We start from the raw sequence: 22,827 nt of genomic DNA, 5'->3' as shown, positions 1-22,827 counted from the left end.
AGGCCGGTGGTGGTTCATCTTTGGGCATCCCCTAAAATCTCACAAGCGGCCGGGGTAATTGTATAACGAAATGGGTGGTAGGCGGGGCGACCTTTGCCCTATAAATTGACGAAACCATGATGACCCAACCCATTACTGCTCCTGCAAAATCCGCAACTACGGGTGAGCTAACCCGCCAAACGTTTCCAGTACTGGAGATGACCTGCGCAGCTTGTGCCGTCAGTGTCGAGTCCATGCTTAGCCATACACCCGGCATTGCGAAAGCGGCCGTCAACTACGCCAACCAGTCGGCTTCGGTCGAGTATGATGCTAAACTGATTACCCCGTCCGGGATGCAGCAGGTACTGCAATCCATTGGCTACGACTTAGTGGTCGACGTTGACGATCCTCAGCAGGTACAACAGGAAGCGCAACAGCGACAGTACGAATCATTAAGAAAACGAACCTTGTGGGCCGGAATTCTATCCGTTCCGGTGGTTGTGCTGGGTATGTTCTTTATGGACCTCCCGTACGTCAACTGGATTATGATGGCTCTGTCGGCTCCGGTCGTGTTCTGGCTGGGTCGGTCCTACTTTGTGAATGCCTGGAAGCAGGCCCGGTATGGCAAAACAAACATGGATACGCTGGTGGCGCTGTCAACAGGCATCGCCTTTCTGTTTAGTGCCTTCAACACACTAAATCCTCAGTTCTGGCATAGCCGGGGTTTGCACCCGCACGTTTATTTTGAAGCCGCTGCGGTAGTGATCGCATTCATCTCGCTGGGCAAGCTGCTCGAAGAACGGGCCAAATCAAATACCTCGTCGGCTATCAAGAAGCTGATGGGTTTGCAACCAAAGACCGTACGAATTGTCGAGGACGGAGCCGGGCCGCATTCGGTCGAACGCGACATCCCCATCGCACAAGTGCGCGTCGGTCAGCTCATCGTCGTGCGACCGGGTGAGCGGATTCCAGTTGATGGGGTTGTTGAATTCGGGGAATCGTATGTAGATGAAAGTATGATTTCGGGCGAAGCGGTTCCAGTAGTCAAACGAACCGGAGAAACCGTCTTTGCTGGGACTATCAATCAAAAAGGGTCGTTCCGCTTCAGGGCCCAAAAGGTGGGTGGTGAAACTGTGCTGGCGCAAATTATCCGCATGGTGCAGGAAGCACAGGGCAGCAAAGCCCCAGTGCAGAAATTAGTCGATAAGATTGCCGGTATCTTCGTACCCGTAGTGATCGGCATCGCTCTACTAACGTTCGGAGCCTGGATGTTCTTCGGTGGTGAAAACGCCCGCGACGGCGGACCGTTCACCCACGCGCTGTTAACCTCTGTGACCGTGCTGGTCATTGCGTGTCCCTGTGCGCTGGGGCTGGCTACTCCTACAGCCATCATGGTCGGCGTCGGTAAAGGAGCCGATAACAACATCCTCATCAAAGACGCGGAAAGCCTGGAACTCGGCTACAAAGTCAATGCCGTTGTGCTGGACAAAACCGGCACCATTACCGAAGGTAAACCCACCGTAACGGATCTGGCTTGGCAAGTAAGCGACGATGAGGTGGCCCATGTAATGCCGGTCCTCTATGCCCTGGAAGCCCAATCTGAACACCCGCTGGCCGATGCCGTCGTTGAGCAGTTGCGTAGCAGAAAGGTAACCGGAACAACCCTGGACGAATTCGAGAGTTTGACTGGTAGGGGGGTTGTAGGCCGGGTTGGAGCCATAACCTACCTGGTTGGCAACGCCCGATTGCTGGCAGAACGGGCGGTTACGGTTAGCCCCGCCATTAAACAGGTAGCCGAGAGCTGGCAGGAAGCGGCCAAGACGGTGGTATATTTCGCTGACCAAACACGCATTCTGGCCGTGATAGCCATTGCCGATCCGGTTAAACAAACCGCCTGCGAAGCGATTCATACCCTCAACGAGCAAGGCATTGCTGTTTACATGATGACCGGCGACAATGCCCAGACGGCCGCGGCGGTTGCCAAAGCGGTTGGGCTAAAGGACTTTCGAGCGGAGGCCCTACCCGCCGATAAAGCGGAATTCGTCAAACAGCTACAGGCACAGGGCAAAGTCGTCGCCATGATCGGCGATGGTATCAACGATTCACAGGCACTGGCGCAGGCTGATGTCAGCATCGCGATGGGACGCGGCTCCGATATCGCGATGGATGTAGCAAAAATGACACTTATCACCTCCGACCTGAATAGTGTACCCAAGGCTTTGCAACTATCCCGTAAAACCGTGCAGACCATCCGGCAAAATTTATTCTGGGCCTTCATCTATAACCTGATTGGGATTCCCATTGCAGCCGGGTTGTTATACCCCGTGAACGGCTTTTTGTTGAACCCGATGATTGCCGGGGCTGCGATGGCGCTTAGCTCCGTGTCAGTGGTTACGAATAGCCTGCGGCTACGGGCGACTAAGTTGTGATGAATGAAGGGAACAGTTTAACAAGACATAAACCAAGTAATAACAACGAACATGGAAACGCTGAATTTCAAGACAAACATTAAGTGTAGTGGTTGCGTGGCAACCGTAACGCCTTTTCTCAATGACATCGAACAACTCGATGGCTGGAATGTAGACACCGCCAGTCCGGATAAGATTCTAACCGTGCAGACAACGGACAACCGCATTGGTGAGGAGGTCCGAAAAGCGGTTGAACGGGCAGGCTATAAAGCAGACCCAATACCACGGCCCTGATTTCTAAAATTTTGTAACGGTATGGTCTTAATCTTATAAGCTGGTCCACTATCCGGTGGGGCAGCTTATTTGTTTTACTGATACTCAACAAATCTATTTATGGAAACACACGATCAACAGACCGACCAGGTTCGGTCAATGCAGCAGGGCCACACGATGGCTGGGCAAAACCACTACGGCAAATTAGCCATCATGGGAGTCTTGTCCTTTTTCTCCATGTACATCCTCATGTACTCGATGGTGGACCGTTTTGAAAATGTAATTCCGAACGTCAATCAGTTGTACATGGCTGGCCTGATGACAATGCCAATGCTTATTATCGAAGTACTATTGATGTCGTCCATGTATACAAATAAACAGCGGAATGTTCTAATCGTCGCGATTAGTACCCTAGCATTGGTCGGCTTTTTTTTTCTCATTCGTGTTCAAACGGCGGTTGGCGATAAGCAGTTTGCCAAATCGATGATTCCGCACCATGCCGCAGCCATTCTGATGGCTAGGGCGGCCAAACTCAGCGATCCCGAACTGCAAAAGTTACAGCAGGATATCATTTCAGCACAGGAAAAAGAAATCAGGCAAATGAAGAACAAAATCGCTGAACTGGATAAGTAAAGAGGATTGAGAGACCAGGCCTGTTAATTATAAACGGCTCTGCTATAAGGTAGGGCTTTTTGTTTTATTAAGTTATAATTCGAAAGCACTGATTATGAAACGTTTTTTTCTCATCACCTATCTTGTTCTGGTGTTTACGGCCAGCTACGGACAACATCAACAGCACACAATGCCCGATGCCAATCGGTCGGCTGAGCAACCTCACAATCCTGACAAGTCTAACTTCCCAGCTGTCAAAACAAGTTTGCCCGTGTCGCGGCCACAGGCGTTGGCGAACGTAAAGCCGACAGGGAAACGGGTACCGTATGATCTGGTCATTGATGAGCAGATGGTTAATATTACGGGCAAACCCAAAAAGGCCATGACCATAAACGGTGGGATTCCCGGACCCACCATGCGGTTTACAGAAGGTGATGTAGCCGTTATTCGGGTTCATAACAAACTGAAAACAGAAACCTCGCTGCACTGGCACGGCATCCTGCTCCCCAACAAACAGGATGGTGTTTCGTATTTGAATACCCCCCCTATTCATGCGGGCGACACCTACACGTTTGAGTACCCCCTCGTTCAGTCAGGTACGTACTGGTTTCACTCCCACACGCGCTATCAGGAGCAGATTGGCGTATACGGCTCGATTGCCATTCAACCTCAGCAGCCCACTCACAAAGTAGATCATGATTTGGTGTTACTACTGTCGGATTGGACGGATGAAAATCCGGCCCATATCCTGAAAAACCTGAAACGGCGCAACGAATGGTACTCGATCAAAAAAAACAATGTCCAATCGCTCAACCGCATTATTCAGCACAAGGCCGTGGGGGCGTACCTGCGGCAGTCGATGATGAAAATGGCACCGATGGATATTTCCGACGTTTACTACGACCGGTTCCTGGTAAATGGAAAAGACACGGTTCGATACCCGGAAATCAAAGCAGGTCAAACCGTTCGGCTTCGGGTTATCAACGCCAGTGCGTCCACCTATTTTCACGTTAATTATGCCGGTGGTCCCATGAAGTTGATTGCTGCCGATGGTCTGGATGTGCAACCGGTGGACGTTGACCGGCGGCTAATTGCCATTGCTGAGACCTACGACTTTATTGTCACTGTCCCAAACGGTGGCGCTTTTGAAGTACGGGCGACGGCACAAGACGGTTCTGGTTACGCAACGGCTTTGCTGGGAAAAGGTAAGGCGAAGTACGCCCCCACTGTCCCCCGCCCCGATCTGTATAAATTAACCGCCAACATGAGTCGAATGGGGGGGATGGGCATGGGTACGATGAACATGGGCAAAACCGACACAACTGCTCAGACTAACTCCGACATGAACGGCCCCATGCTGCACGATATGGCCGGGATGAATCATGGGGCTAGCCAACAACCCGTAAATCCAGCAAAACCGGGCACCAAAGAACCAACCATGGGGAACATGGACCATAGTCAGATGCAGATGGGACAGACTAAGCCAGCACAGGCCGTACCCGGCAAACCGAAAAAGCAGGATCCGATGGCTGGGATGGACCACAGCCAGATGGATATGGGTGAAAAGCCGTCTGCCAAGCAGGCGATTCCGGCAAAAAAAGCCTCAAAGCCCTCAAAAGCGGTTGGATCAATGGCTGGGACGGATCATAGTGCCATGAACATGGGTGGCATGAAAACGGCCAAAGATGGTAAGATGGACATGACGGGGATGGACCATGGACAGATGGGACACTCCTCCATGCCCGCGTCGGTGGACCGGGGCATGGACCATAGTAACATGGCCATGAAAATGGATTCGATGCCCACTACGAAAACGGACGGCAAAAAGCCGGATGACATGGCTGGTATGGATCACAGTAAAATGAACATGGACAATAAAACTGGCGATAAGGCCGGGATGAAAGGAATGAGCAGTGGGGGCGGGGGTATGGAAGGGATGAACATGATGGACGAGCAGAATACCATCGACTACAGCATTCTCAGGTCTTCCGAACCGATTGTCTTTCCGGCGAATCGCCCTATCCGCGAAATACCGCTCACCCTGTCGGGCAATATGTTCCGCTACATCTGGGGCTTTAACGGACAGCCACTCTCGCGAGCCGACATGATTCAAATCCGTCGGGGCGAAATTGTGCGTGTCCGTATGACGAACAATACCATGATGATGCACCCGATTCACTTGCATGGTCATTACTTCCGCGTACTGAACGGGCAGGGTCAGTATTCACCCCTGAAGCATACGGTGAACGTATCGCCCATGGAAAACGTCACGATTGAGTTTATGGCTGATGACGAGAAAGACTGGTTTTTTCACTGTCACCTGCTGTATCATATGCTCAGCGGAATGGCCCGCGTGGTTAGCTATGGCGACAAACCGGACTCATCCATCGCTGCTATTCAAAAACTTCACCTGCGCGACATGCGCGATAATCAGCCGTTTGTCTGGGGCTTCCTGCAACCTGGTTATCCGATCAACTACTTTAATCTAAATGTCTCTACTAACAAAAACGCCATCGTTGCCGGGGGTGACCACGACTGGCGCACAAATCGGTTCGAGTTCGATTTGGATTATGAACGCTACCTCGGCGATTGGTTTCGGGTATTTGCTGGAATAGACGGAGGCAACGAGGAATTCCTGCGCCGGATACGGCCCGAAGAAGGACAGCCAACTGGGGATCAACGCATCATCCGGGCGGTGGCGGGTATTCGGTATATGTTGCCGTTTTTGATTCAGTCAGAGGTTAAACTCGACACACGTGGCAACGTCCGTTTTCAACTCAATGGGCAGCAGATGTTGTTTCCCCGCTTAGATTTCCAGTATCAGACTCAGTGGTTGATTGGAGGCTACCTGCGCGCGCACGTTGAGTTGCAATACACAGTCAGCAAGAACCTCTTTCTACACACCGATTATGACACACGTTACCGCACTGTTGGGGGCGGGCTGGGGTATAACTTCTGATTATAAAAAGGGTTTGCTGACCGGCAAACCCTTTTTACTTCACTATTAACGCCCTTACTGAAATGGTTAACCTAACTCCAATCATGTTCGTGATACCAGTTATTACACTGACAATCAGAATTAATATTAAACATTTATTGGTAGTGGCTTAATCGCGTTGATCAACCCTTCAGACTTGCTTCAAGCCGCTTTAATTCGCCAATCTCTTTAGTCTGCACCTTGATAACGTTATTGGCCATTGCCTTCATTCTCTCCGTCTTCCCTTCCTTCAAAAATGCACGGGCCATATCAACGCCCTGCTGGTGATGCTGGGCCATCATACTGGCAAAGTCGTGGTCAACATTGCCGTTCATGGAGTGGGTACCACTATGCATCATTTTCATCCCTTCTTGTCCTAACTTGGACGAAGATGATTGAGGTTTGTGGCTACTCATAAACTGCGTCAATTCTCCTATCTCTTTTTGATTAGCTGCTTTAATCTGGGTAGCCATTTTTCTTACCTGAGCATTTTTACCCTGCTTAATCTCTAAATCAGCCATTTCTACGGCTGATTGATGATGCATCTTAAGCATCATGGCGAAGTCATGATCGGGATCGCCGGTCATTTTCATGCTCATCATCTGATTCATGCCCGATTGCATGGACTTCATCATGGCATTGCCAGGATTCTGAGCCAGCGTTGGTTGAGTGAGCAGGAGTGCCACACCCAGTCCCGCTGCAATGAATTTATTCGTTTTCATCCGTTTTCGTTAGTTAGAGATAAATGATACATCACAACTCCTCAATAGGGCTTGTTGGTGATAAGCCAATCCTGAAACTGACTAATTTCGGCCTTTTGCTCAGCAATGATTTTCTGAGCCATCTGACGCATGCTCTCAACCGTACCGTAGTTTAATTCAGTCTGTGCCATATCGAGAGCACTCTGATGGTGATCGATCATGAGCGCAACAAAGTCTACATCGGACCGGCCCGTCAGGATACGGGTATCCTGCGCTTTCATCATTTTATCCATATCCTGCATAGCCATCATATCGAAGGACTGACCAGCCGCTGATGCCATTGGCTGGTGGCTGCTAAGAAACTGGGCAAATTGGGCTTTTTCTGCCGTCTGGGAAGTAACAATGTTTTGTGCCATCGTTTTTATAGGTTGATCAGTACCACTCTTGAGTTCCTGATTAGCCATGTCAATGGCACCCTGGTGGTGCATTTGCATCATCATCGCGAAGTCATGATCGGCATCTCCTGTCATTTTCATAGCATTCATCTGCGTCATGTTCGCATGCATGATCTGCTGATAAACATTGGCATCATGTTCCTGTGGTGTTATACCCTCACTATTTTTAGTACAGGCGGTCATAGCTCCCACTATCAGTACGAAGAAGCCAGCTAGTTTAAATACGTTACTTTTCATTGCGTTGAGATATGCGTTTGTTCCTCTACATAACTTGTGGTTATTGACCTGAGTTTTTACAAGATTACCCCTTTAGACTTATAGAATTTACGGATCCAAATAGCATATTGTCATTCGATTTAGTTGCAGTCACTTGTTTATCTGCCTTTCATCCATCAACTTAGTCACCTGACTTGTTGCTTTACCCCCTATCATGCTTGCTGACTCCTTTACCCGCCTGATTGACGACTACAGACAAAACCCGAATCTGATTTACCAAAGTTGGTTTCTGCACAATGAAGACCGCCTGAAAGCCTTTCGCTCGATTCGGCGTGGCGTCTTACAAGTCATCAGTGACATTAAAGACGGTTCGTTTCCCAACGATTTCAAAGGCAGTTCTCTTGAGTTTGTGCTTACCTGCATTACCGAGCAGAAACAGGTATTTGAAGGCGCGTCGCACCCTTTCTACTGGAAACCAAAGCTGCGTATTCCAGATATTTATGAGAATCAGGACCACAAGCGATACTTTGGCCAGTTTCTGGAATGCTGCCTGAAGGCCACCAAACCCGAAACCATCGTCAACGAAATTCACAAACTGGATGCGTATAAGATCAAAGGCCTAGGGCCCGCCGTAGCCAGTATTCTTTATTTCTTGCACCCAACCTGGGTCCCCCCTTTTAATACGGCGATCATTAATGGCTATAACCGACTCTTTAATGAGCGTCGGAAACTAGGATCGTGGTCGGAATACCTAGCCATCCGCGAAAAGATGCTGACGGTAAACAACGAGTACCGGTCTGTGCTGTCAAACGACCTGGGTGCCCTGGCGGGTTTGTTATTCGAGGTGGGAGCGGGTAACCTGCTGGTGCCGGGACTGGCCGATCAACCGGCCGTTGATCGGGAAAAGCTTCAGAAACAAATAGAAAAACGCCACAAAGGTGTGGTAGATGAACAACAGGAAGAACATACGCATAGCGAGATGCAGTATCACCTGCTAACCATTGGTCGAGCTCTGGGGTACGACGTGGCCGCTGCCCGAAATGACATGTCCCGTCACTATAACGGACATTCGTTTTCCTTCCTGAGTTTACCTGCTCTTCCTCCCCTACCTGTCTCGGCTGAAACGAGCCAGACGATCGGCCTAATTGACATTGTCTGGTTAGAAAAAGGCACCGGTCGAATTATTTGTGCCTTCGAAGTAGAGAAAAGTACCTCTATTTACTCTGGCATTTTACGATTGACGGATTTAGTCTGCTCGCTACCCGATCATGCCACTACGCTCTATTTAGTTGTCCCTGACAGCCGTCGGAAAGAAGTTGAAATTCAGTTAACCCGTCCATCAATTAAGCAAACGAATACCCCTATTCGCTACATGCTCATGTCTGAGCTTCGGACCCATTGTGATGCGCTATGCAAATTTGGTGATAGCTACCGGGTGTTGGAGAAGATTGCCCGCTCTGTGTAAATCGATAATTGAGTGATTATTTCAGCACACCTTTCTTGTGTTAAATAACATCATTTATCTTTTAGATACATGCGGCCCACCGCTGTGGTCGGAAATTTGCCGATAGTGTCTAGCCACCTCTTTGTTTGGTTATACCCAACAGTCTCACAAAAACGCTCAATTCATGCTACGGCTTTCTCTAAGGTGGGTCGTGAATTAACCACCAAAAGGACAAAACAAACTCAAGTGACGAATTTGGTGGCCGCCGATGTGCCAGGCCGCTGGAGCGGTCCGTTTTTTTAGACTTACCCAATGATGGGTAAGTCAAGATAAACGACAGTCGATATGAATACGATCTCATCCCGATAAACAATCCGCATCGAGGAGGACAGCCGGGCGTTCGTGTAATTAATGGCTTTCACCAGCGCCTGCTCGATGGTTAGCGAAGCAGGTACGACAAATCCTTCCGCTTCGATTCGTCCGATTAAGTCCAGGATATCGTTAGTCGAATAAGCCAGCACTGGACTCGACTGGTTAGCCATCGTCTCCAGGTAATCAAAGAAGGGATCACTTAGGTCGTATAAAACGGTAGTTCTCATACCTAAATATCGCTTATCAGGGCAGTCCAATTGGGGTTAGCAACGCATCTTTGGAAGAGAGGTGAATCATCTTTCCCCCGTTATTGGCTTTCGTTTTGTCCAAATTTTTGGACATTTTCCTTATTCTTAATCCTATCAGGAAAACGGAATTTGATCATCTGTAATTTGTTCTGCCAGTTCCTCCGTCGTAAAACACGCTAGCTGAATTGCCGAAAAATAACCGATAATCCGGGCGTTGTTGTCAGTAGCTAAAGGTGTTGTTTGCAAGAGCCCTTGTGAATGATCGTCAGCATCAAAAGCACTTGGGCTAAAATAAAGGTGATTCTCTTGATCAAGAATAGCCGCGTAGGCGGTGGGGTCACTTTGCTGGAGTTTCTCCGGCATCACTTCTTCAAACGCTTTGGACAAGCCAGCCGCCAGTGACAATTTAGTGAGCATGATTTCTGAGTCGTTTTCGATTAAAAAAAGAGTTGCTTGTTGAGTGGTGAAACACCTGGCTAGCGGCCAGCTTTTATGCGGCCACTACCCGTTAGTTTTTTACTTGATATATGGACTGTGTAATGCGCCCGTTTATCGTCCTGAACCGTAAAACCTAACTGCGTGGCACCGTAAGCCATGACCTGACGGATCTGGGACTCAAACTGATCGAACTGCAAAATTGCGTCGACGGGTTGATCAATTCGTTGCCAGCGAAGCTGAGGATGGTAATACTCAGTAAAGGCAATCACCGTGGCCTGCGGGTAGGCTTCTGTAATAATTGGGTAGTTCAACATACATTAAATGAAGTTAAGTCACTCGACGGGTACTGATTGGTCGGGATACCTGAGCGGAGGGTGCTTTCGGTTGACTCGGGAGCGGCTTGGCCAGGGCAGACGACTTTAGGTCGGTCAGGGGAGAATTCCCGGGTTTAGGCAAACGGGGTGCCTTCAGCGTTGGTATTTCAGAGGGTTGCTGAACGGCTCTTGCCATAATTTTCTTTACCTGGTCCCAGCTCCTGCCGTTTCGAACATCAACTTTGGTTGAATCTGCTTCGGCATCCGTAAAGAAAGTAAGCGCCCGGCGAGTATGGCTCATCGCCATCGGGGAAGGCGAAAACTGACGCTGATAGTTTTCGAGTACCTCCTTTAAGGGCATTCGTTGGAGGATCTCCGCCAGATCGTAAAAGTCACGGCGTAATCCGCGGTTAGCCACGGCGTGAACTTTCATCGCCACGGCATCCCTTAGATCCAGGAATCGGATATTCTGCTCCGCAAGGGGGGCATGCTGCATCTGATAAGGAAAACGGATCATGTCAAATTTTACCCCATCCAAGAAACCTCGTATACCCAAATCGCTTTGTGAATACACATCGACACGAGCGCCAAAGGTTTGCTCCATGAATTTCTTCATGGCCCCTGGCGGAATGGCTTTGGGCGTAAACAGATCAATATCTGTACTTTGCCGGTGGCCCAGGTGCAGGGCGATTGCTCCACCCCCGCATAATAAAAACCCGGCTTGCTCCAGCTCCCGATTCGTCATCAATTCCTGCAGCAACTGGTAGGGTTTTGCATCGATGGTTTGGAGATGGTACATGCAGGCTGCTAATTTTCAGGTTTATTTTAAATTCTGTATTCGCGAGGATTGATTTGGGGCTTCTTATGATCTTCTGCTTTTAAGCTTGTTTCAGTTTGTCCCTAGAAATGGTTACGAATAGGGAGAGTTGACTGATGATAAGCGAGCTCCTGATTGCGTTAAAACGAAGCATGCTTCAGCTGTGATAAGTCCAGTCGTTTGTAAGCCCGGTACATTTCCGGTTTTAAATTCAGCCATATGGCCGTGAGGGAAATGGTCGATGACTGCAATTCAGCGGTATTCAATAATGCTTGTTTGATAGTCTCCAGATCAAAATAATCGATTATGGCCAGCTTGTCTTCATGGGTGCCCGCATCAAAAACGCGCGCGATAATTGTCTGACGATCCTGATCGTTCTCGATATTGAGCGAGTCGACGTCGTAGCCCCATAAACTGCGGGTGGTGATCTGCAACGACTTGCGGGAAGTAGCCGGTTTGCCGGTTGCCAGGTTAGGAGTTGAATGATCTAAAGGCATGATCGTTAAACTAAGATGAATGAATAAACCTAAGTCTTATTGACCAAAAAAAAAATAATTTATTAAGCCAAATAAGCCGAAAAATGAAATTTTAAATTTTATAGATTTTGGGACCAATCCGGCGTAAGGGATTTACTGCTGGGCAAAAAAAGCCATCGCGTTGGCCACGATGGCACGTAAATGCTCAATCTATAATTCTTCCGGTGAGACTTTCTTCTCGTAGGTGGTAATCAACCGCCCCTGTTCATCGACAATGTCAATTTGCTCAACAACTTCAATCGTGGGTGTGGCATTAGCTAGTCGGTAGCCAACGTACAGAGACATACCAATTTGAACGATTTCAGCAGCTATGGCAAGATAGAGCATCCACTGCCGCCCGGTTGCATCCTGTTTAAACAAAGCAAAGACCATCTTCACCAGGAAAACGCTGATGGCCATACCAATGCGAAGCCGGCTGATGAAATAGGCCTCTGGTCCCAGTAGAATGGCGATGGTAAGCCGGATTGCTCCTACCAGGAAAGCCTGTATGTAATAGGGAATATCAAACAGCTTAGGCACTCTAAACGGTAATGACAGGGGTTCAAAAAGGCGTTTCATGACCAGGCGGGCTTTTAAAGGTTTGTTCCCTATTCAATATACAATCTACTTCAAAAAGAATCGGGCTAATACGTCTGAAAATGAGTACAAGAGCTTATCATTTCTTCCCGGTTATCGCCCTGTTTATTCGACGCGTTAGATAAACAGCCAAGCTGGTCAGGCACTCTAATCAATACGACTTAGCTACTGATCATGATTTTCAATTGTAGGCTGGTTAACCCGGGCGGGCAGCTTTGCATACTCTGGTGATCGGGCAATCTCCTGCTGTAGCTTCTGGCTTAATTCATCGTATATTTCCCAGTTCCAGTCTTTAAATGTCAGCGAATAAAAGTCATATGGACAATCGGATACGCCGGTGTCAGCGGAGAGTGGTTTAATCTGTTTTAACTCAGGATGGCAGGTTTCACCTTTTTTGGTTACCTGTACCGATAAAAGACTGGGAGTTCCTAACAGGGATAACAGATCAAATGGATAGGTAAGCTCCGATTCAGAAAAGTCATAGCCTCTCATCCCAATGACATCCCGGTACAGGTGCGAGCTTTGCCGGAGTGATTGCGTGTATTCTTTATGGATCAGGACGGGACGCGGTTGCTTTTGAACGAGTTCATACTGATCCGGCAATACCCAAGTCAACAGTACTTTTGGCCGCTGATACAGTTGATTCGTTTGTTTGAATAGCTCTTCCTGCGTTCCTTTTTCAACAATACGAAACAATATGCCCACGTATTCACCCGTGGTTAAGTCGGTTGGACTTTGCCGAATTATTGGCAATAGAAGGCTCATCGTCGGTCATAGTTAAAGGATTAAATCAAATAACTGGGGAGAATCCTGCCGTCGTTCACGAAGGTGGCGTCGAGACCAGGGTAACTTCTCATCGGTTTTCAGCAGCAAATACCGGTCTTTCTGTCTCTTTTGGTGATCCAGTAAATACTGCTTTACGTAGATCGGATTAACCGCATGGGTTCGGTGAATTCGGACAAAATCGTGTAAGTATTTCGACACCCATTTGAGACTCATCGCTAATAAATACCGGGTATTATCCTTGAGATAAATGTAACAATACCCTCCATTGCTTTCCAGTCGAATAATTTCTTCATTGCGCAGGGGCTCCAGCTCAGATTTATTGCCATTAGCATTTACTTCCCGATAGATCAGATAAGCCGGCTCCCCAACTATAATGGCATTTTGTGTATCGTTTGGCATTGTCGCTTCAGTTAACCATTCTAACTCGTCAGTTGAACAGGGTTCACACGGCTTACAGGAAGAAAGCCGATCTTCATTTTCATCCGTTACTCTTATTTTTTCGGTACTTCCACCGTAGGTAGGAATTCTTAAATACCGGATCGTTGCATTAAGGCGTATACGGTGCATGGCTAAAGTAGCGTTTTTTGGGGAATTTCAGAGGCGATGTACAGCCAATCATTTAAATTAGATTTCAAGTAAAGCTTTTTTTGCAGATATTTTTGTTTTTTTTTCGGTTCAAAATTCGCAAAAAAAGAGGAGCTACTTATTGGTGGCTTTTCTTTTCCATTCCAGATAGGCTTTTATGATAGTCTGTGCATCAGCAGCCTTAATCGTTTTCATCTGGCTTTCCGTAGCAAACTGCTTAGGCAGTTTAGCATTCGTAACCCCGTCCGTTAGGTAGTACCCAAACGGCCCTTTTCTGACTTCGTATTTTCCGGCTTTGTGAATGATTGTAAGTCCTTTAGCAGCCGGTGTCGAAGAACTTGATTCTAACATTGGAATAGCAAGCTCCAGCGTTACCTCATCGGCGGATAGCGACTCGACCCCCGTAAACGCATCGTTATATAAAAGGTACGTTCCCTGTTTTGAGGTGCCTACCCGAACGGGTTTATTCTTGTACTCCCCCAGTAATCGGGTAGCCGTTTCCCGCTTGGCATCAGGTAGCTTCGCTTCCACGTGGGCAATCATTCGCTGATGCATTTGATCATAGCTCTGAATAACAGTCAGAAATTTGCTTTTGCCTTCGACTATGTCGTCAAGCTGTTTCTCCATGCCTGCCGTAAATCCGTAGTCAACTAATGGGGAAAAATTAGCGTCCAAAAAATCGGCTAATTGAATACCCGTAGCCGTGGGGACCAGTTTTGCTTTATCGCCCCCAACGGATTGTTGTTCGGTCGTGGTACGAATCGTCCCCTGTTTCAGCGTAATGATGGTTGCCGGCAATTTTCGGGCAGCTACATGGCCAGTTTCTGCATAACCCCGCTTTTGAATCGTCGATAGGATACTAGCGTAGGTAGATGGTCGTCCAATCCCTTTCTGTTCCATACTTTTTATCAGTGTTGCTTCATCAAATCGCTTCGGGGGCTGTCGGTAGGTTTGTTTACCCTGCATTTGATCGAGGCGCAGCGTTGTACCAACCGCTACGGGCGAAATAACGGACTCTCCATCAGTTGCATCCTCCTCATCAGCCTCCGTATAGATAGCGCGGTAACCCTCAAAAATTAAGGTACTGGCTTTTGCCTGAAAGGTATCAATGGGTTGCCCGGTGCCGATAGTTAGTATTGTCTCCTCGTACTGGGCTGGTTTCATTTGTGACGCCATGGCACGCGTGTAGATGAGCCGGTACAAGGATTGTTCATCCCCGCTAGTCCCCGCCATTCGAACATCCATATGAGTTGGTCGGATCGCTTCGTGAGCTTCCTGGGCATCCGCTTTAACGGGAAAGCGCCGGGGTTGAAAATAGGTATCACCGAATTGGCTAATGACCTGGTGTTGAATTGCCTCGACTGCTTCCAGGGACAGGTTGGGTGAGTCAGTACGCATATACGTAATATGACCAGCTGCGAATAACGCCTGAGCAACCTCCATAACCCGTTTTGCCCCCCATCGGTCATTTCCTTTGGATAGCTTGCGAATGGCTTCCTGCTGCAGAGAGGAGGTGGTGAAAGCCGGGCCAGGCTGCCGCAGTACCGGCTTGCTTTGTTTATCCAGCAAGCGCCACAACTTGCCGGTGGCCGTATTTAGATAAGCCTGTAAAATAGGCAGTGCATTCATTTTTTGGCTGTCCGCTTCCCCCGCCCCTACGTAATTGGCTTTGATAAACTCATTTTTTGGGCTCGTAAAAACAGCCGTGAGTTTAAAGCTGAACTGATCGGTAAAGGAAGAGATCGTTTTTTCCCGTTCCACAATTAGCTTTAATGCCACACTCTGCACCCGGCCTGCCGTTAAATTTTTACCTGTTTTGCGCCGGGCAATATCCGAAACTTCGTAGCCGGCAATCCTGTCGATGGCCCGCCGGGCTTCCTGGGCTTTGACCAGGCTCATATTAATTGGCCGTCGGCTATCCAGCGCTGATTTAATAGCTGATTTGGTAATCTCCTGAAAGGTGGCTCGTTGTGCCTTGTCTGGTGATATGTTGAGCAATCGGCTCAAATGCCATGAAATGGCTTCGCCTTCCCGATCAGGGTCAGTGGCTAAAATAACATTATCAGCACCCACCTCCCGGACCAGGTTCTTTAGGCCGGTAACGACTTTTTCCTTATCCCGGCTTACCTGGTAAGACATGCTGTAGTTGCGCTCCCGGTTTATGCCTAATTCCTTTTCCGGCAGGTCCTGAACGTGACCTACACTGGCGGCTACATACCACTGGCCGCTACCATATAAATCATCGAGATATTGAAGTAATTTTTGTTTTTTATTTGGTGACTCGACAATGAGCAGATGCTTGGCCATGACTTAAGAAAAGTAACGGGTTAGAAAATTGGATAGGTAAGCTGTCAACCCCACAAAAAGTACACGACCATAAAACCCCCATTCGTAGGGCTTACCCTGACCATTTGTACCTACGCAAAAGCGAACCGCGATCCAGCTTAGGCCGGCTGCCCAGAGAACACATTGTATCAAACGCCACAACCTCTCGAAAGACCCACCCGCTGTTCTTGTTGCCAGCAGTGAGCTGCTCAGGCGTCCAAACCAAAAATGAATGACTAACCCTAGGACTACGAGTAGCAGGAGCTGACTCCATAAGGGCCAGTTCCATATTTCTTGAGTGAACTTATTCATCCTTATTCATCAGTTGATGAGCCGCTTGAAAACAAGGCAGAAACAAGCCTTTTTGCTGATCGGCTATCAGTTTTTGACAGCTTGAAAATTCATAGTCGAATTCTACAATTCCCAAGCTTATAAAGCTGTTGTGGACTTGTAAAGCGTCAATTAAGTTTAAATCATCACCGGATTCCATTAGAATGCCAACGTAAGGCATTTCAGGATCTTCGGTATCAATCACGTAGACTACACCTACGCTGCCACACGGGTTATGGGGCCCATAATGCGGTTCAGCAAGGGTTACCAGCTGTCCGACTTGCCAAAGCTCAGGCAGCGCATCAGCTTTTTGAGATAGATTGGGAAATTGATCCATTAATGAGGCAAGAGGTTGAGCTATGGAGAAACCTTCAAAATATTTCATAAAGGTATTAATTTAAATACTTTTTGACCAAATTATACGGTCAATATTTTAACCTTATAAATTTTGAATGGTAGGAGTAAAAACGGAATCAAAGACTACGGAAGCCACTTATTTTGATAAGCCCCAACTAATTTGTTGAAATAATGGCTGAGTCAGCGGGAAAAGGTGGTGAACCGGCTTATTAAGTTGATTAGGGGATAAACCAACCTTATTTGGGGACAGATTTATTAAGCGGTAGTAAGACCAAAACAGGTTGCTTAAAAGTTGCCCGGATCAGTAAGCAAAAAGGAACTAACTACGTCCGGATGACTCAAGGGCCAGCGTTGAAGTAGTTAGCTAAACACTAACCTATAAGATCAACTAGTTGATAAGTTTGCCTAAATGAGTTTTTTTCTGGCTAGTTCCGTTTCATAATGGCGAGCCAAAAAATGGTAAACGACCAACTCATGACGGCGCTGCTGACCGCTGAATATGCGGTTCAAAATCATGTGCACGAGACTGGCCATCAATTGATCGGATGTGGATGAATCATGCTCCTTCAGATAGATTCCAATTCTGGAACATTGGCCTAAAGTCTGCTTACTTCGGTAATCAATCAGTGGAGTAAGGGTTTTCTCAGGGGTAAAATATAGCGTGTTATGCGTACGATACAGGGCGTTTAACTGGCTCCTGATTCGCACGCGGTTGGAGGTTTGTTCATCGAGGAATGCTTGCTGCAGGCGTTGAAAAAGATTAACCCGGGCCTGAAGACTCCAGTTAAAATCATCCAGTATCGCCTGTACACTAGCAATTGCAAACCCGTACCTGGAATCTGCCGTAAACTGTTGTTCTGTCGTAAGCCAGTCTAATACCAAGGCAGAGTCAGCCGCGAAAAGCTGCTCATACGCGTCAATCAACTCGGGTGTGTAGCGCTCTATTTCTGGAAAATAAGTAGCGATCTGCACGGAATGAACCAATCCGGATTCTTGATGTTCCTGGATCAATTTCGTCCAGGCTCGTAGTAGCTGATTAATTTTAGAGGTGTCAATGCGAAAGCGCACGCGCAGATGATAATCCGGATCTTGGTAGCGAATGAAAAACATAGTCGTGGCCCACTTTCTCTTCTGTACCAGTTGCCAAAATGGTTTGATAACCTCAGTTAGTAGTTTATTTGACACAGCTTCATGCGCGTACACTTTAAAGTATAACCAGTCCGAACCGGGAAGGAAACTACGACGAATCGATTGGCTTGGCTTTAACGCGGCTGTTGGATCGTAGGCTGGTTGCGCTGGCAACTTCAGTGGCGACATCTCTGCCTTGCTGGTCATTGGAATAATAAGCTCTGAAACGTAATGATCCGTACTATTCTTTAGCCATAGCTCATGCTGTTCTCCCAGCCACTCTTTAAGCAGGACTTTCTCCTGTTTCTGGATTTCGTCCAATAAAATTTCCTGCGCTGGTAGAAACGTTAAATCGAGTAGCAGCTTGTTGTCCGATTCTACCAAATAGACGTATCTGGGCAAATTATAGAAACGGATTAATTGATCGATCGTTAGGCCTTTAGGGGCTGGCAGACTCTCTTTCTTGATCGTCCACTGGGCCGGGCAAAGAATTACATTTTTATAGATAAGTCGGGGTAAGGAAGGCAACTGACTCAGCGACCGCCATGACCATCCGATTGAATCAGCTTCCTCAAGTTGTACAAGTGCCAGAAACTGATAAACCTCGTCACCTAATACTGGGTTATGAGCGGAGCTATGCCGGGGTCTTATGCGTTGCCCTGTTCGTTTGGATCGCAACAAAAGTTGCCCGGATTCGCTGACTGAGACGACGATATCACTCAAAGGTATGGTATGGTCATAGTCGACGGCTGGCGGGGAAATGTACGGAATTTCGTAGGGGCGCAGCACGGGCCGGGTCACGACGTTACCAGCAGTTTCCGGCTTTAAGGGCAAATGGACTATTTCGGCGAGTAACTCGTCAGGGTATTGAGCCTGCTCCCAGGCACACAGCTGCTGAACGGCATTTCGCAACGGCGGATGACCATGACAAAATCTCCCTAAGAGCGAAGCAGCGGAAGCGCCTGCCATTGAATTTAAGGCAAATCGGACGGCCGATTCGTCTCCGTTATCATGTGGTGCAGAAACCGTTTCGCGAAAACGGTTTGCTTTCGGGCCCGCATAGAGTTCGCCGTGTAAATACCAGGATGGCGGTAGATTGTCCGCTGGTTCCAAACCGGTTAGCGTATCTAAATCGGTTTCGGTCAGTTCAACCTCCCGTTCACCGGTTAGGATGTATCGGCTGTATACGATTTCCCGTAGCGTATCGAGCGTATCTGACTTTGAAACACTGGTCATCGGTTCAGCAAATCCCAACGCGACTAATTCAGGGTGCAGGGGCAGGGTATCTACGCTGAATCCGACTCCAATCTCAGTATCTAAGGCCGTCATCAAATCGATTTCCTGTTTATCATACCGGTTGATGAATCGGTTCTTAAACGATTGTAGGGGGGACTGCCTGACAAAGGTTAATAGTGGTAAAAGACGGTGAAATTGAGCACCAAGTTTATTAATCAACGACTCACTGACCGAAAGCGCTTCAGGGAAGAAAAACAGGTCAGTCTGCAATACGGGGGTAAGAAGAGGTTTTTCCTCTTGAGCTGTTTCCGCTAACGCCGTTGTCACCGTTTTGGACAGCAACTGAACGGGTTGGTTAGTATTTGTGGCTACTAAATCAAGGATACGGGTAACTGCTGGAACCGGTGTCAAGCGATGGAGCTGCTTGCGTAAATACTTGATCATTTCGGGACCCGTCACCGGCAGGGTTAGATTACTGAGCAGAAATTTACCCTCAATCAATGTCCGCAGGAAAGGCTCTACCTGCGTTTTAACCTCCTCTCCGTATAAGGTGCTTAGTGCAGAAAATGGGGCTTCATGACTATTTTTCAGGTATGTTACCAGGGTTTGTAAGTCGTAGCTGACGGGATAGGAGGCCAGCGTGATGATCTCCTCTCCGGGTGTCCCCGTTATTTCAGAAAAGCGGTATTCATCGATTACCTGATAAAGGCTGTTGTTGAGCGAATAATTGAGCTGTTCCTGATAAGCGGGATCAGTCTCAACGGTATTGATAATTGATTTGAGCACTCGACTATCAAGCCTGGATTGCGTTTGCCAGGGAGAAGAGCCAAATTTTACCGCTGTCTGTTTACCTATCTGACCCATGCCCACACCAGCGAATGTGCTAAACGGCGTTGACCGGCCATAGGCCCTGAAAACGTAGCGCCAAAGTGTCTGCAGTAGTTTTGGCTGACTGATTAAGGTCCCGTGTTGACTAGCTTCCTGCCAGGCGTTGAAGAATGCCGGAGCCGCCAAAAAAATGGCGTCCTGGATTGACTTATCCGTCAGAAGTGTTTCCAACAACTCAACACGTGAGGATGGTGTCGTGACCGTTGACCCATCAAGAAGCGCTACTAACGAACTTACGGGGCGGGCTGGTAATCGAACAACGATAAAATCTGAATGCCCAAACTTCTGTTTTTTCATCTACTGGAAAAACCCGTATGCTAGAACACCCCGCTCAGTCGACTGAGCGGGGTGTTCTACTGTGTTTAAACGTGTTAACTCGCCGGGTTACATTAAAACAGTTGACACTATGCTACCGCCGGTTGCTCCGCAATCTAGCTTATTGCTGGCATCAGAAAGGGTAGGTTTAACCATGCGGGATTTGATGGTTCTTTTGTTGGAAAGCTGAAAGCGGTTTGAGGCGTTCATAAAACGTTGTGAGTTGGTTTACCCAACAAAAGAACATATTTTGTAAAAATAAAACAAATTCTATCAGATGAGTGAGGTAACGTCGATGGTTGAGCCGGAGACGTTTCTGACGGGGGCGGGTTGGGCGGTTGTCTGGCGGGTTGTAATATGCTTCTTGATGATCTGGAAGCGCGCTGGCTGGCTGTTTTGAATTCTTTGTTTCATGGTTTTTTTGTTTTTTGGGGGCAAGTTGTTGATTATATTCATTCAGCCCTTGAAAAGATGATAAACCTGAACTATTTGTTGACGTAGGGACAAATGGGGTTTTTGTGGGGACTTCTATCCCGTCTAACCCGATACTCGTTTTGTTTCTACCGCCTCCCGTACTTGATCTCTGTATATAACTCCGATCGGCAATTCCTCTCCGCTGAACAGGATTAAGGAAGAACTACCCAGCTGATGAATTTTGTCAACCCGGACAATGTACTTTCGGTTGATCCGGATGAACTCTTTTGCCGGTAATCGGGCGATGCAGTCCGATACGGTCATTTTGGTAAGTACATTCTTAGCTGGCTTAGTTACGAGGTGGATTTTTAAATAATTCTCTAAGGATTCGATGTAGTTTATGTGGTCAAGCGGAATGAACACGTCCGCTCGTTCGGATCGTACTGTCAATAATTTTGGTCCACTTTCTTGCGGTGATTCCACCCTTTGGTTTACCTGTTTTATCTGCTTAATCCGTTCAGCTGCGCGCTCAATTGCCTTATTGAACCGATCGAAATAAATGGGTTTCTCCAGAAAATCGATGATAGAATGCTCGTACCCCTTAAGGGCGTACTCCCGGTACGCAGAGGTGACAATAACCAGGGGTACGGGTTTGGGTAAGGCTTCCATCAACTCAAAGCCGCTCATGCGCGGCATGCGGATGTCAAGTAGCAGTAAGTCGGGTTTCAAGTCAAGACTCATGGCTAACGCCTGCTGGCCATTGGCCGCCGACCCTACCATCGTTAGCTCAGGAATTCGTTCTACATAGTCAATCAACAACTCCTGAGCAAGTGGTTCATCATCAATAATTAGGCACTGAATCTCTGCCGGGTTTTTCATAAACCATTCCTTTTTTAAGCGGTAATTCAAGATCGACCAAATAGGATCTGCTCTCGGCGTGGGTATCCAGTTTGAAGCCGTTAAAGCCGAATAGCAAATTCAGTCGTTTCTGCGCATTGACCAATCCCACACCCCCTTCTTCCTCGTTTCTGCTTTCGGTACCGGCGATATGGTTTTCAACTTTCATGCGCAAGGCATCCCGTTGATCGTCTATGTGAATGGAGATATTTACCCATCCCTCTTCGTACGAATTATTCAAGCCGTGTTTAAATGCATTTTCAATGAAGGTAACCAGCAACAGGGGGGGAATTAAGTACCCATCGGTCAGTCCATTTTGAGTGAATTGAACTCGTTCCGGTTTGAATTGGCGGCTTTTCTCGATGTCAATATAATTCGACAAAAACTGCAGCTCTCCCGCCAGGGGTACAAATTCATCATTTGTTTTATAGAGCGTGTAGCGCATCAGATCGGATAGTCCTCTTACTAATGAAGCAGCCTGGGAATTTGTTTTCTGGATTAAGGAGTAAATGTTATTAAATACATTGAACAAGAAATGGGGGTTTATCTGTATCTGTAACAGATGCAATTGATTACGCATTAAAATTTGATTCTGCTCCTTCTGATTTACGCTTTCAACTCCCCAGGAAATCGCTTCCCGAATGATGCGGATGAGCAGGGGTAGCATCAGATAGGATACATTGTACGCCCAGATGAAGGTGAAGAGGGAGTAATTTTTAAAAATGCCTACCGGACCAGCCGCTAGCAGCAAATCATTATACCGCTGTACATAAGCAGGTGCCGGTTTGAAATGCTCAAAGGCGTAAGTAAACAGATAATAATCATACACATTAAAAATAATAAACACGCAGGCACTGGTCAACACCACTAACGCGGCTTTCTTGGTCAGCCACTTCCCCGTTGCCCGGTTATACACCAACAACTTCATCAGGGACGGTACAATTAAATAGCCGAACAAATAAAATAGCACGACCGTCGACAGTACGTGCGTGGTAAACATAATCTTGAACAGACCCGGATCAGGTGGCAATTTCGGGTCTACGCGCAGTACCCGATCCATGGCATTGTAGGCCGAGAAAGTATCGTAAACCCAAAACAAAACGTGTAACTGGACGCGAGTCCAGGTAACTTTTCGGTGGGGAAGATTAAACAATGACTCATCATCAATCCAATTCTGTTTATTATTTTTAGTCATAATTT

Annotated in this window: 21 protein-coding genes; 5 read left to right on the top strand and 16 right to left on the bottom strand. The window is 47.6% G+C overall.

The features are described 5' to 3' along the window. The first annotated feature begins 116 nt into the window (after window positions 1-116). The 4 genes from ACYVGR_RS30225 to ACYVGR_RS30210 all read left to right on the top strand — a co-directional run bounded on the left by ACYVGR_RS30225 (window position 117) and on the right by ACYVGR_RS30210 (window position 6,231). Window positions 117-2,408 (top strand): heavy metal translocating P-type ATPase, encoded by a 2,292-nt coding sequence (locus ACYVGR_RS30225; protein WP_460963703.1) that lies wholly within the window; start codon window positions 117-119, stop codon window positions 2,406-2,408. A gap of 51 nt (window positions 2,409-2,459) precedes the next feature. Continuing rightward, window positions 2,460-2,681, top strand: coding sequence for a heavy-metal-associated domain-containing protein (locus tag ACYVGR_RS30220; RefSeq protein ID WP_293691124.1), 222 nt, complete (start codon window positions 2,460-2,462; stop codon window positions 2,679-2,681). 99 nt (window positions 2,682-2,780) lie between these two features. Next, window positions 2,781-3,293, top strand: coding sequence for a DUF305 domain-containing protein (locus ACYVGR_RS30215; RefSeq protein WP_460963702.1), 513 nt, complete (start codon window positions 2,781-2,783; stop codon window positions 3,291-3,293). A 94-nt stretch (window positions 3,294-3,387) separates the two neighbouring features. Further along, window positions 3,388-6,231, top strand: a complete 2,844-nt coding sequence (locus tag ACYVGR_RS30210) for a multicopper oxidase domain-containing protein (protein WP_460963701.1) — start codon at window positions 3,388-3,390, stop codon at window positions 6,229-6,231. Window positions 6,232-6,392: 161 nt separating this feature from the next. On the opposite strand, the gene ACYVGR_RS30205 is transcribed toward ACYVGR_RS30210, so the two are convergent. Together ACYVGR_RS30205 and ACYVGR_RS30200 are read right to left on the bottom strand one after the other, a co-directional pair. Beyond that, window positions 6,393-6,971 (bottom strand): DUF305 domain-containing protein, encoded by a 579-nt coding sequence (locus ACYVGR_RS30205; RefSeq protein WP_460963700.1) that lies wholly within the window; start codon window positions 6,969-6,971, stop codon window positions 6,393-6,395. A gap of 41 nt (window positions 6,972-7,012) precedes the next feature. Then, window positions 7,013-7,642: a DUF305 domain-containing protein gene (locus tag ACYVGR_RS30200; RefSeq protein ID WP_293691132.1), complete on the bottom strand. Its 630-nt coding sequence runs from the start codon at window positions 7,640-7,642 to the stop codon at window positions 7,013-7,015. A gap of 193 nt (window positions 7,643-7,835) precedes the next feature. Between ACYVGR_RS30200 and ACYVGR_RS30195 the strand changes: the two genes are divergently transcribed. Next, window positions 7,836-9,086: a hypothetical protein gene (locus ACYVGR_RS30195; protein ID WP_460963699.1), complete on the top strand. Its 1,251-nt coding sequence runs from the start codon at window positions 7,836-7,838 to the stop codon at window positions 9,084-9,086. 284 nt (window positions 9,087-9,370) lie between these two features. Here ACYVGR_RS30195 and ACYVGR_RS30190 read toward each other — a convergent pair whose 3' ends face one another. From ACYVGR_RS30190 to ACYVGR_RS30125, 14 genes are all read right to left on the bottom strand, one after another. Continuing rightward, window positions 9,371-9,664, bottom strand: a complete 294-nt coding sequence (locus tag ACYVGR_RS30190; protein WP_460963698.1) for a hypothetical protein — start codon at window positions 9,662-9,664, stop codon at window positions 9,371-9,373. 135 nt (window positions 9,665-9,799) lie between these two features. Continuing rightward, window positions 9,800-10,102, bottom strand: coding sequence for a hypothetical protein (locus ACYVGR_RS30185; protein ID WP_460963697.1), 303 nt, complete (start codon window positions 10,100-10,102; stop codon window positions 9,800-9,802). Window positions 10,103-10,161: 59 nt separating this feature from the next. Beyond that, window positions 10,162-10,437 carry a hypothetical protein gene (locus ACYVGR_RS30180; protein WP_460963696.1) on the bottom strand — a complete coding sequence of 92 codons (276 nt, stop codon included), beginning with the start codon at window positions 10,435-10,437 and terminating at the stop codon, window positions 10,162-10,164. Between the two features lie 13 nt (window positions 10,438-10,450). Then, complete coding sequence (locus tag ACYVGR_RS30175; protein ID WP_460963695.1) at window positions 10,451-11,236, bottom strand: nucleotidyl transferase AbiEii/AbiGii toxin family protein; 786 nt, start codon at window positions 11,234-11,236, stop codon at window positions 10,451-10,453. A 158-nt stretch (window positions 11,237-11,394) separates the two neighbouring features. Next, complete coding sequence (locus ACYVGR_RS30170) at window positions 11,395-11,751, bottom strand: DUF6922 domain-containing protein (RefSeq protein ID WP_297369788.1); 357 nt, start codon at window positions 11,749-11,751, stop codon at window positions 11,395-11,397. A gap of 189 nt (window positions 11,752-11,940) precedes the next feature. Continuing rightward, entirely contained in the window at window positions 11,941-12,348 is a 408-nt protein-coding gene (locus ACYVGR_RS30165) for a hypothetical protein (protein WP_460963694.1), read from the bottom strand. 183 nt (window positions 12,349-12,531) lie between these two features. Beyond that, entirely contained in the window at window positions 12,532-13,131 is a 600-nt protein-coding gene (locus ACYVGR_RS30160) for a phage replication initiation protein, NGO0469 family (RefSeq protein ID WP_460963693.1), read from the bottom strand. A gap of 12 nt (window positions 13,132-13,143) precedes the next feature. Continuing rightward, complete coding sequence (locus ACYVGR_RS30155; protein ID WP_460963692.1) at window positions 13,144-13,719, bottom strand: LytR/AlgR family response regulator transcription factor; 576 nt, start codon at window positions 13,717-13,719, stop codon at window positions 13,144-13,146. A 132-nt stretch (window positions 13,720-13,851) separates the two neighbouring features. After that, entirely contained in the window at window positions 13,852-16,044 is a 2,193-nt protein-coding gene (topA, locus tag ACYVGR_RS30150; protein ID WP_460963691.1) for a type I DNA topoisomerase, read from the bottom strand. 322 nt (window positions 16,045-16,366) lie between these two features. After that, the gene (locus tag ACYVGR_RS30145) at window positions 16,367-16,777 is read right to left on the bottom strand and encodes a hypothetical protein (RefSeq protein ID WP_460963690.1); all 411 of its coding nucleotides are present in this window, start codon (window positions 16,775-16,777) and stop codon (window positions 16,367-16,369) included. A 377-nt stretch (window positions 16,778-17,154) separates the two neighbouring features. Beyond that, window positions 17,155-20,298: a lantibiotic dehydratase gene (locus ACYVGR_RS30140; RefSeq protein ID WP_460963689.1), complete on the bottom strand. Its 3,144-nt coding sequence runs from the start codon at window positions 20,296-20,298 to the stop codon at window positions 17,155-17,157. A gap of 291 nt (window positions 20,299-20,589) precedes the next feature. After that, window positions 20,590-20,730: a hypothetical protein gene (locus tag ACYVGR_RS30135; protein WP_460963688.1), complete on the bottom strand. Its 141-nt coding sequence runs from the start codon at window positions 20,728-20,730 to the stop codon at window positions 20,590-20,592. A 123-nt stretch (window positions 20,731-20,853) separates the two neighbouring features. Continuing rightward, complete coding sequence (locus ACYVGR_RS30130; protein WP_460963687.1) at window positions 20,854-21,609, bottom strand: LytR/AlgR family response regulator transcription factor; 756 nt, start codon at window positions 21,607-21,609, stop codon at window positions 20,854-20,856. After that, window positions 21,572-22,822: a sensor histidine kinase gene (locus ACYVGR_RS30125; RefSeq protein WP_460963686.1), complete on the bottom strand. Its 1,251-nt coding sequence runs from the start codon at window positions 22,820-22,822 to the stop codon at window positions 21,572-21,574. Before ACYVGR_RS30125 ends, ACYVGR_RS30130 begins: the two co-directional genes overlap by 38 nt. Between the last annotated feature and the right edge of the window lie 5 nt (window positions 22,823-22,827).

It is taken from the genome of Spirosoma litoris (assembly GCF_054776755.1).
Note: the sequence above shows the minus strand (reverse complement) of the source record. Positions and strands in the feature narration are given on the sequence as shown.

Excerpts from the sequence above, each read along its gene's own strand:
- ACYVGR_RS30225 (WP_460963703.1), top strand. The coding sequence starts at position 117 with ATGATGACCCAACCCATTACTGCTCCTGCAAAATCCGCAACTACGGGT.
- ACYVGR_RS30220 (WP_293691124.1), top strand. The coding sequence starts at position 2,460 with ATGGAAACGCTGAATTTCAAGACAAACATTAAGTGTAGTGGTTGCGTG.
- ACYVGR_RS30215 (WP_460963702.1), top strand. The coding sequence starts at position 2,781 with ATGGAAACACACGATCAACAGACCGACCAGGTTCGGTCAATGCAGCAG.
- ACYVGR_RS30210 (WP_460963701.1), top strand. The coding sequence starts at position 3,388 with ATGAAACGTTTTTTTCTCATCACCTATCTTGTTCTGGTGTTTACGGCC.
- ACYVGR_RS30205 (WP_460963700.1), bottom strand. The coding sequence starts at position 6,971 with ATGAAAACGAATAAATTCATTGCAGCGGGACTGGGTGTGGCACTCCTG.
- ACYVGR_RS30200 (WP_293691132.1), bottom strand. The coding sequence starts at position 7,642 with ATGAAAAGTAACGTATTTAAACTAGCTGGCTTCTTCGTACTGATAGTG.
- ACYVGR_RS30195 (WP_460963699.1), top strand. The coding sequence starts at position 7,836 with ATGCTTGCTGACTCCTTTACCCGCCTGATTGACGACTACAGACAAAAC.
- ACYVGR_RS30190 (WP_460963698.1), bottom strand. The coding sequence starts at position 9,664 with ATGAGAACTACCGTTTTATACGACCTAAGTGATCCCTTCTTTGATTAC.
- ACYVGR_RS30185 (WP_460963697.1), bottom strand. The coding sequence starts at position 10,102 with ATGCTCACTAAATTGTCACTGGCGGCTGGCTTGTCCAAAGCGTTTGAA.
- ACYVGR_RS30180 (WP_460963696.1), bottom strand. The coding sequence starts at position 10,437 with ATGTTGAACTACCCAATTATTACAGAAGCCTACCCGCAGGCCACGGTG.
- ACYVGR_RS30175 (WP_460963695.1), bottom strand. The coding sequence starts at position 11,236 with ATGTACCATCTCCAAACCATCGATGCAAAACCCTACCAGTTGCTGCAG.
- ACYVGR_RS30170 (WP_297369788.1), bottom strand. The coding sequence starts at position 11,751 with ATGCCTTTAGATCATTCAACTCCTAACCTGGCAACCGGCAAACCGGCT.
- ACYVGR_RS30165 (WP_460963694.1), bottom strand. The coding sequence starts at position 12,348 with ATGAAACGCCTTTTTGAACCCCTGTCATTACCGTTTAGAGTGCCTAAG.
- ACYVGR_RS30160 (WP_460963693.1), bottom strand. The coding sequence starts at position 13,131 with ATGAGCCTTCTATTGCCAATAATTCGGCAAAGTCCAACCGACTTAACC.
- ACYVGR_RS30155 (WP_460963692.1), bottom strand. The coding sequence starts at position 13,719 with ATGCACCGTATACGCCTTAATGCAACGATCCGGTATTTAAGAATTCCT.
- topA (WP_460963691.1), bottom strand. The coding sequence starts at position 16,044 with ATGGCCAAGCATCTGCTCATTGTCGAGTCACCAAATAAAAAACAAAAA.
- ACYVGR_RS30145 (WP_460963690.1), bottom strand. The coding sequence starts at position 16,777 with ATGAAATATTTTGAAGGTTTCTCCATAGCTCAACCTCTTGCCTCATTA.
- ACYVGR_RS30140 (WP_460963689.1), bottom strand. The coding sequence starts at position 20,298 with ATGAAAAAACAGAAGTTTGGGCATTCAGATTTTATCGTTGTTCGATTA.
- ACYVGR_RS30135 (WP_460963688.1), bottom strand. The coding sequence starts at position 20,730 with ATGAAACAAAGAATTCAAAACAGCCAGCCAGCGCGCTTCCAGATCATC.
- ACYVGR_RS30130 (WP_460963687.1), bottom strand. The coding sequence starts at position 21,609 with ATGAAAAACCCGGCAGAGATTCAGTGCCTAATTATTGATGATGAACCA.
- ACYVGR_RS30125 (WP_460963686.1), bottom strand. The coding sequence starts at position 22,822 with ATGACTAAAAATAATAAACAGAATTGGATTGATGATGAGTCATTGTTT.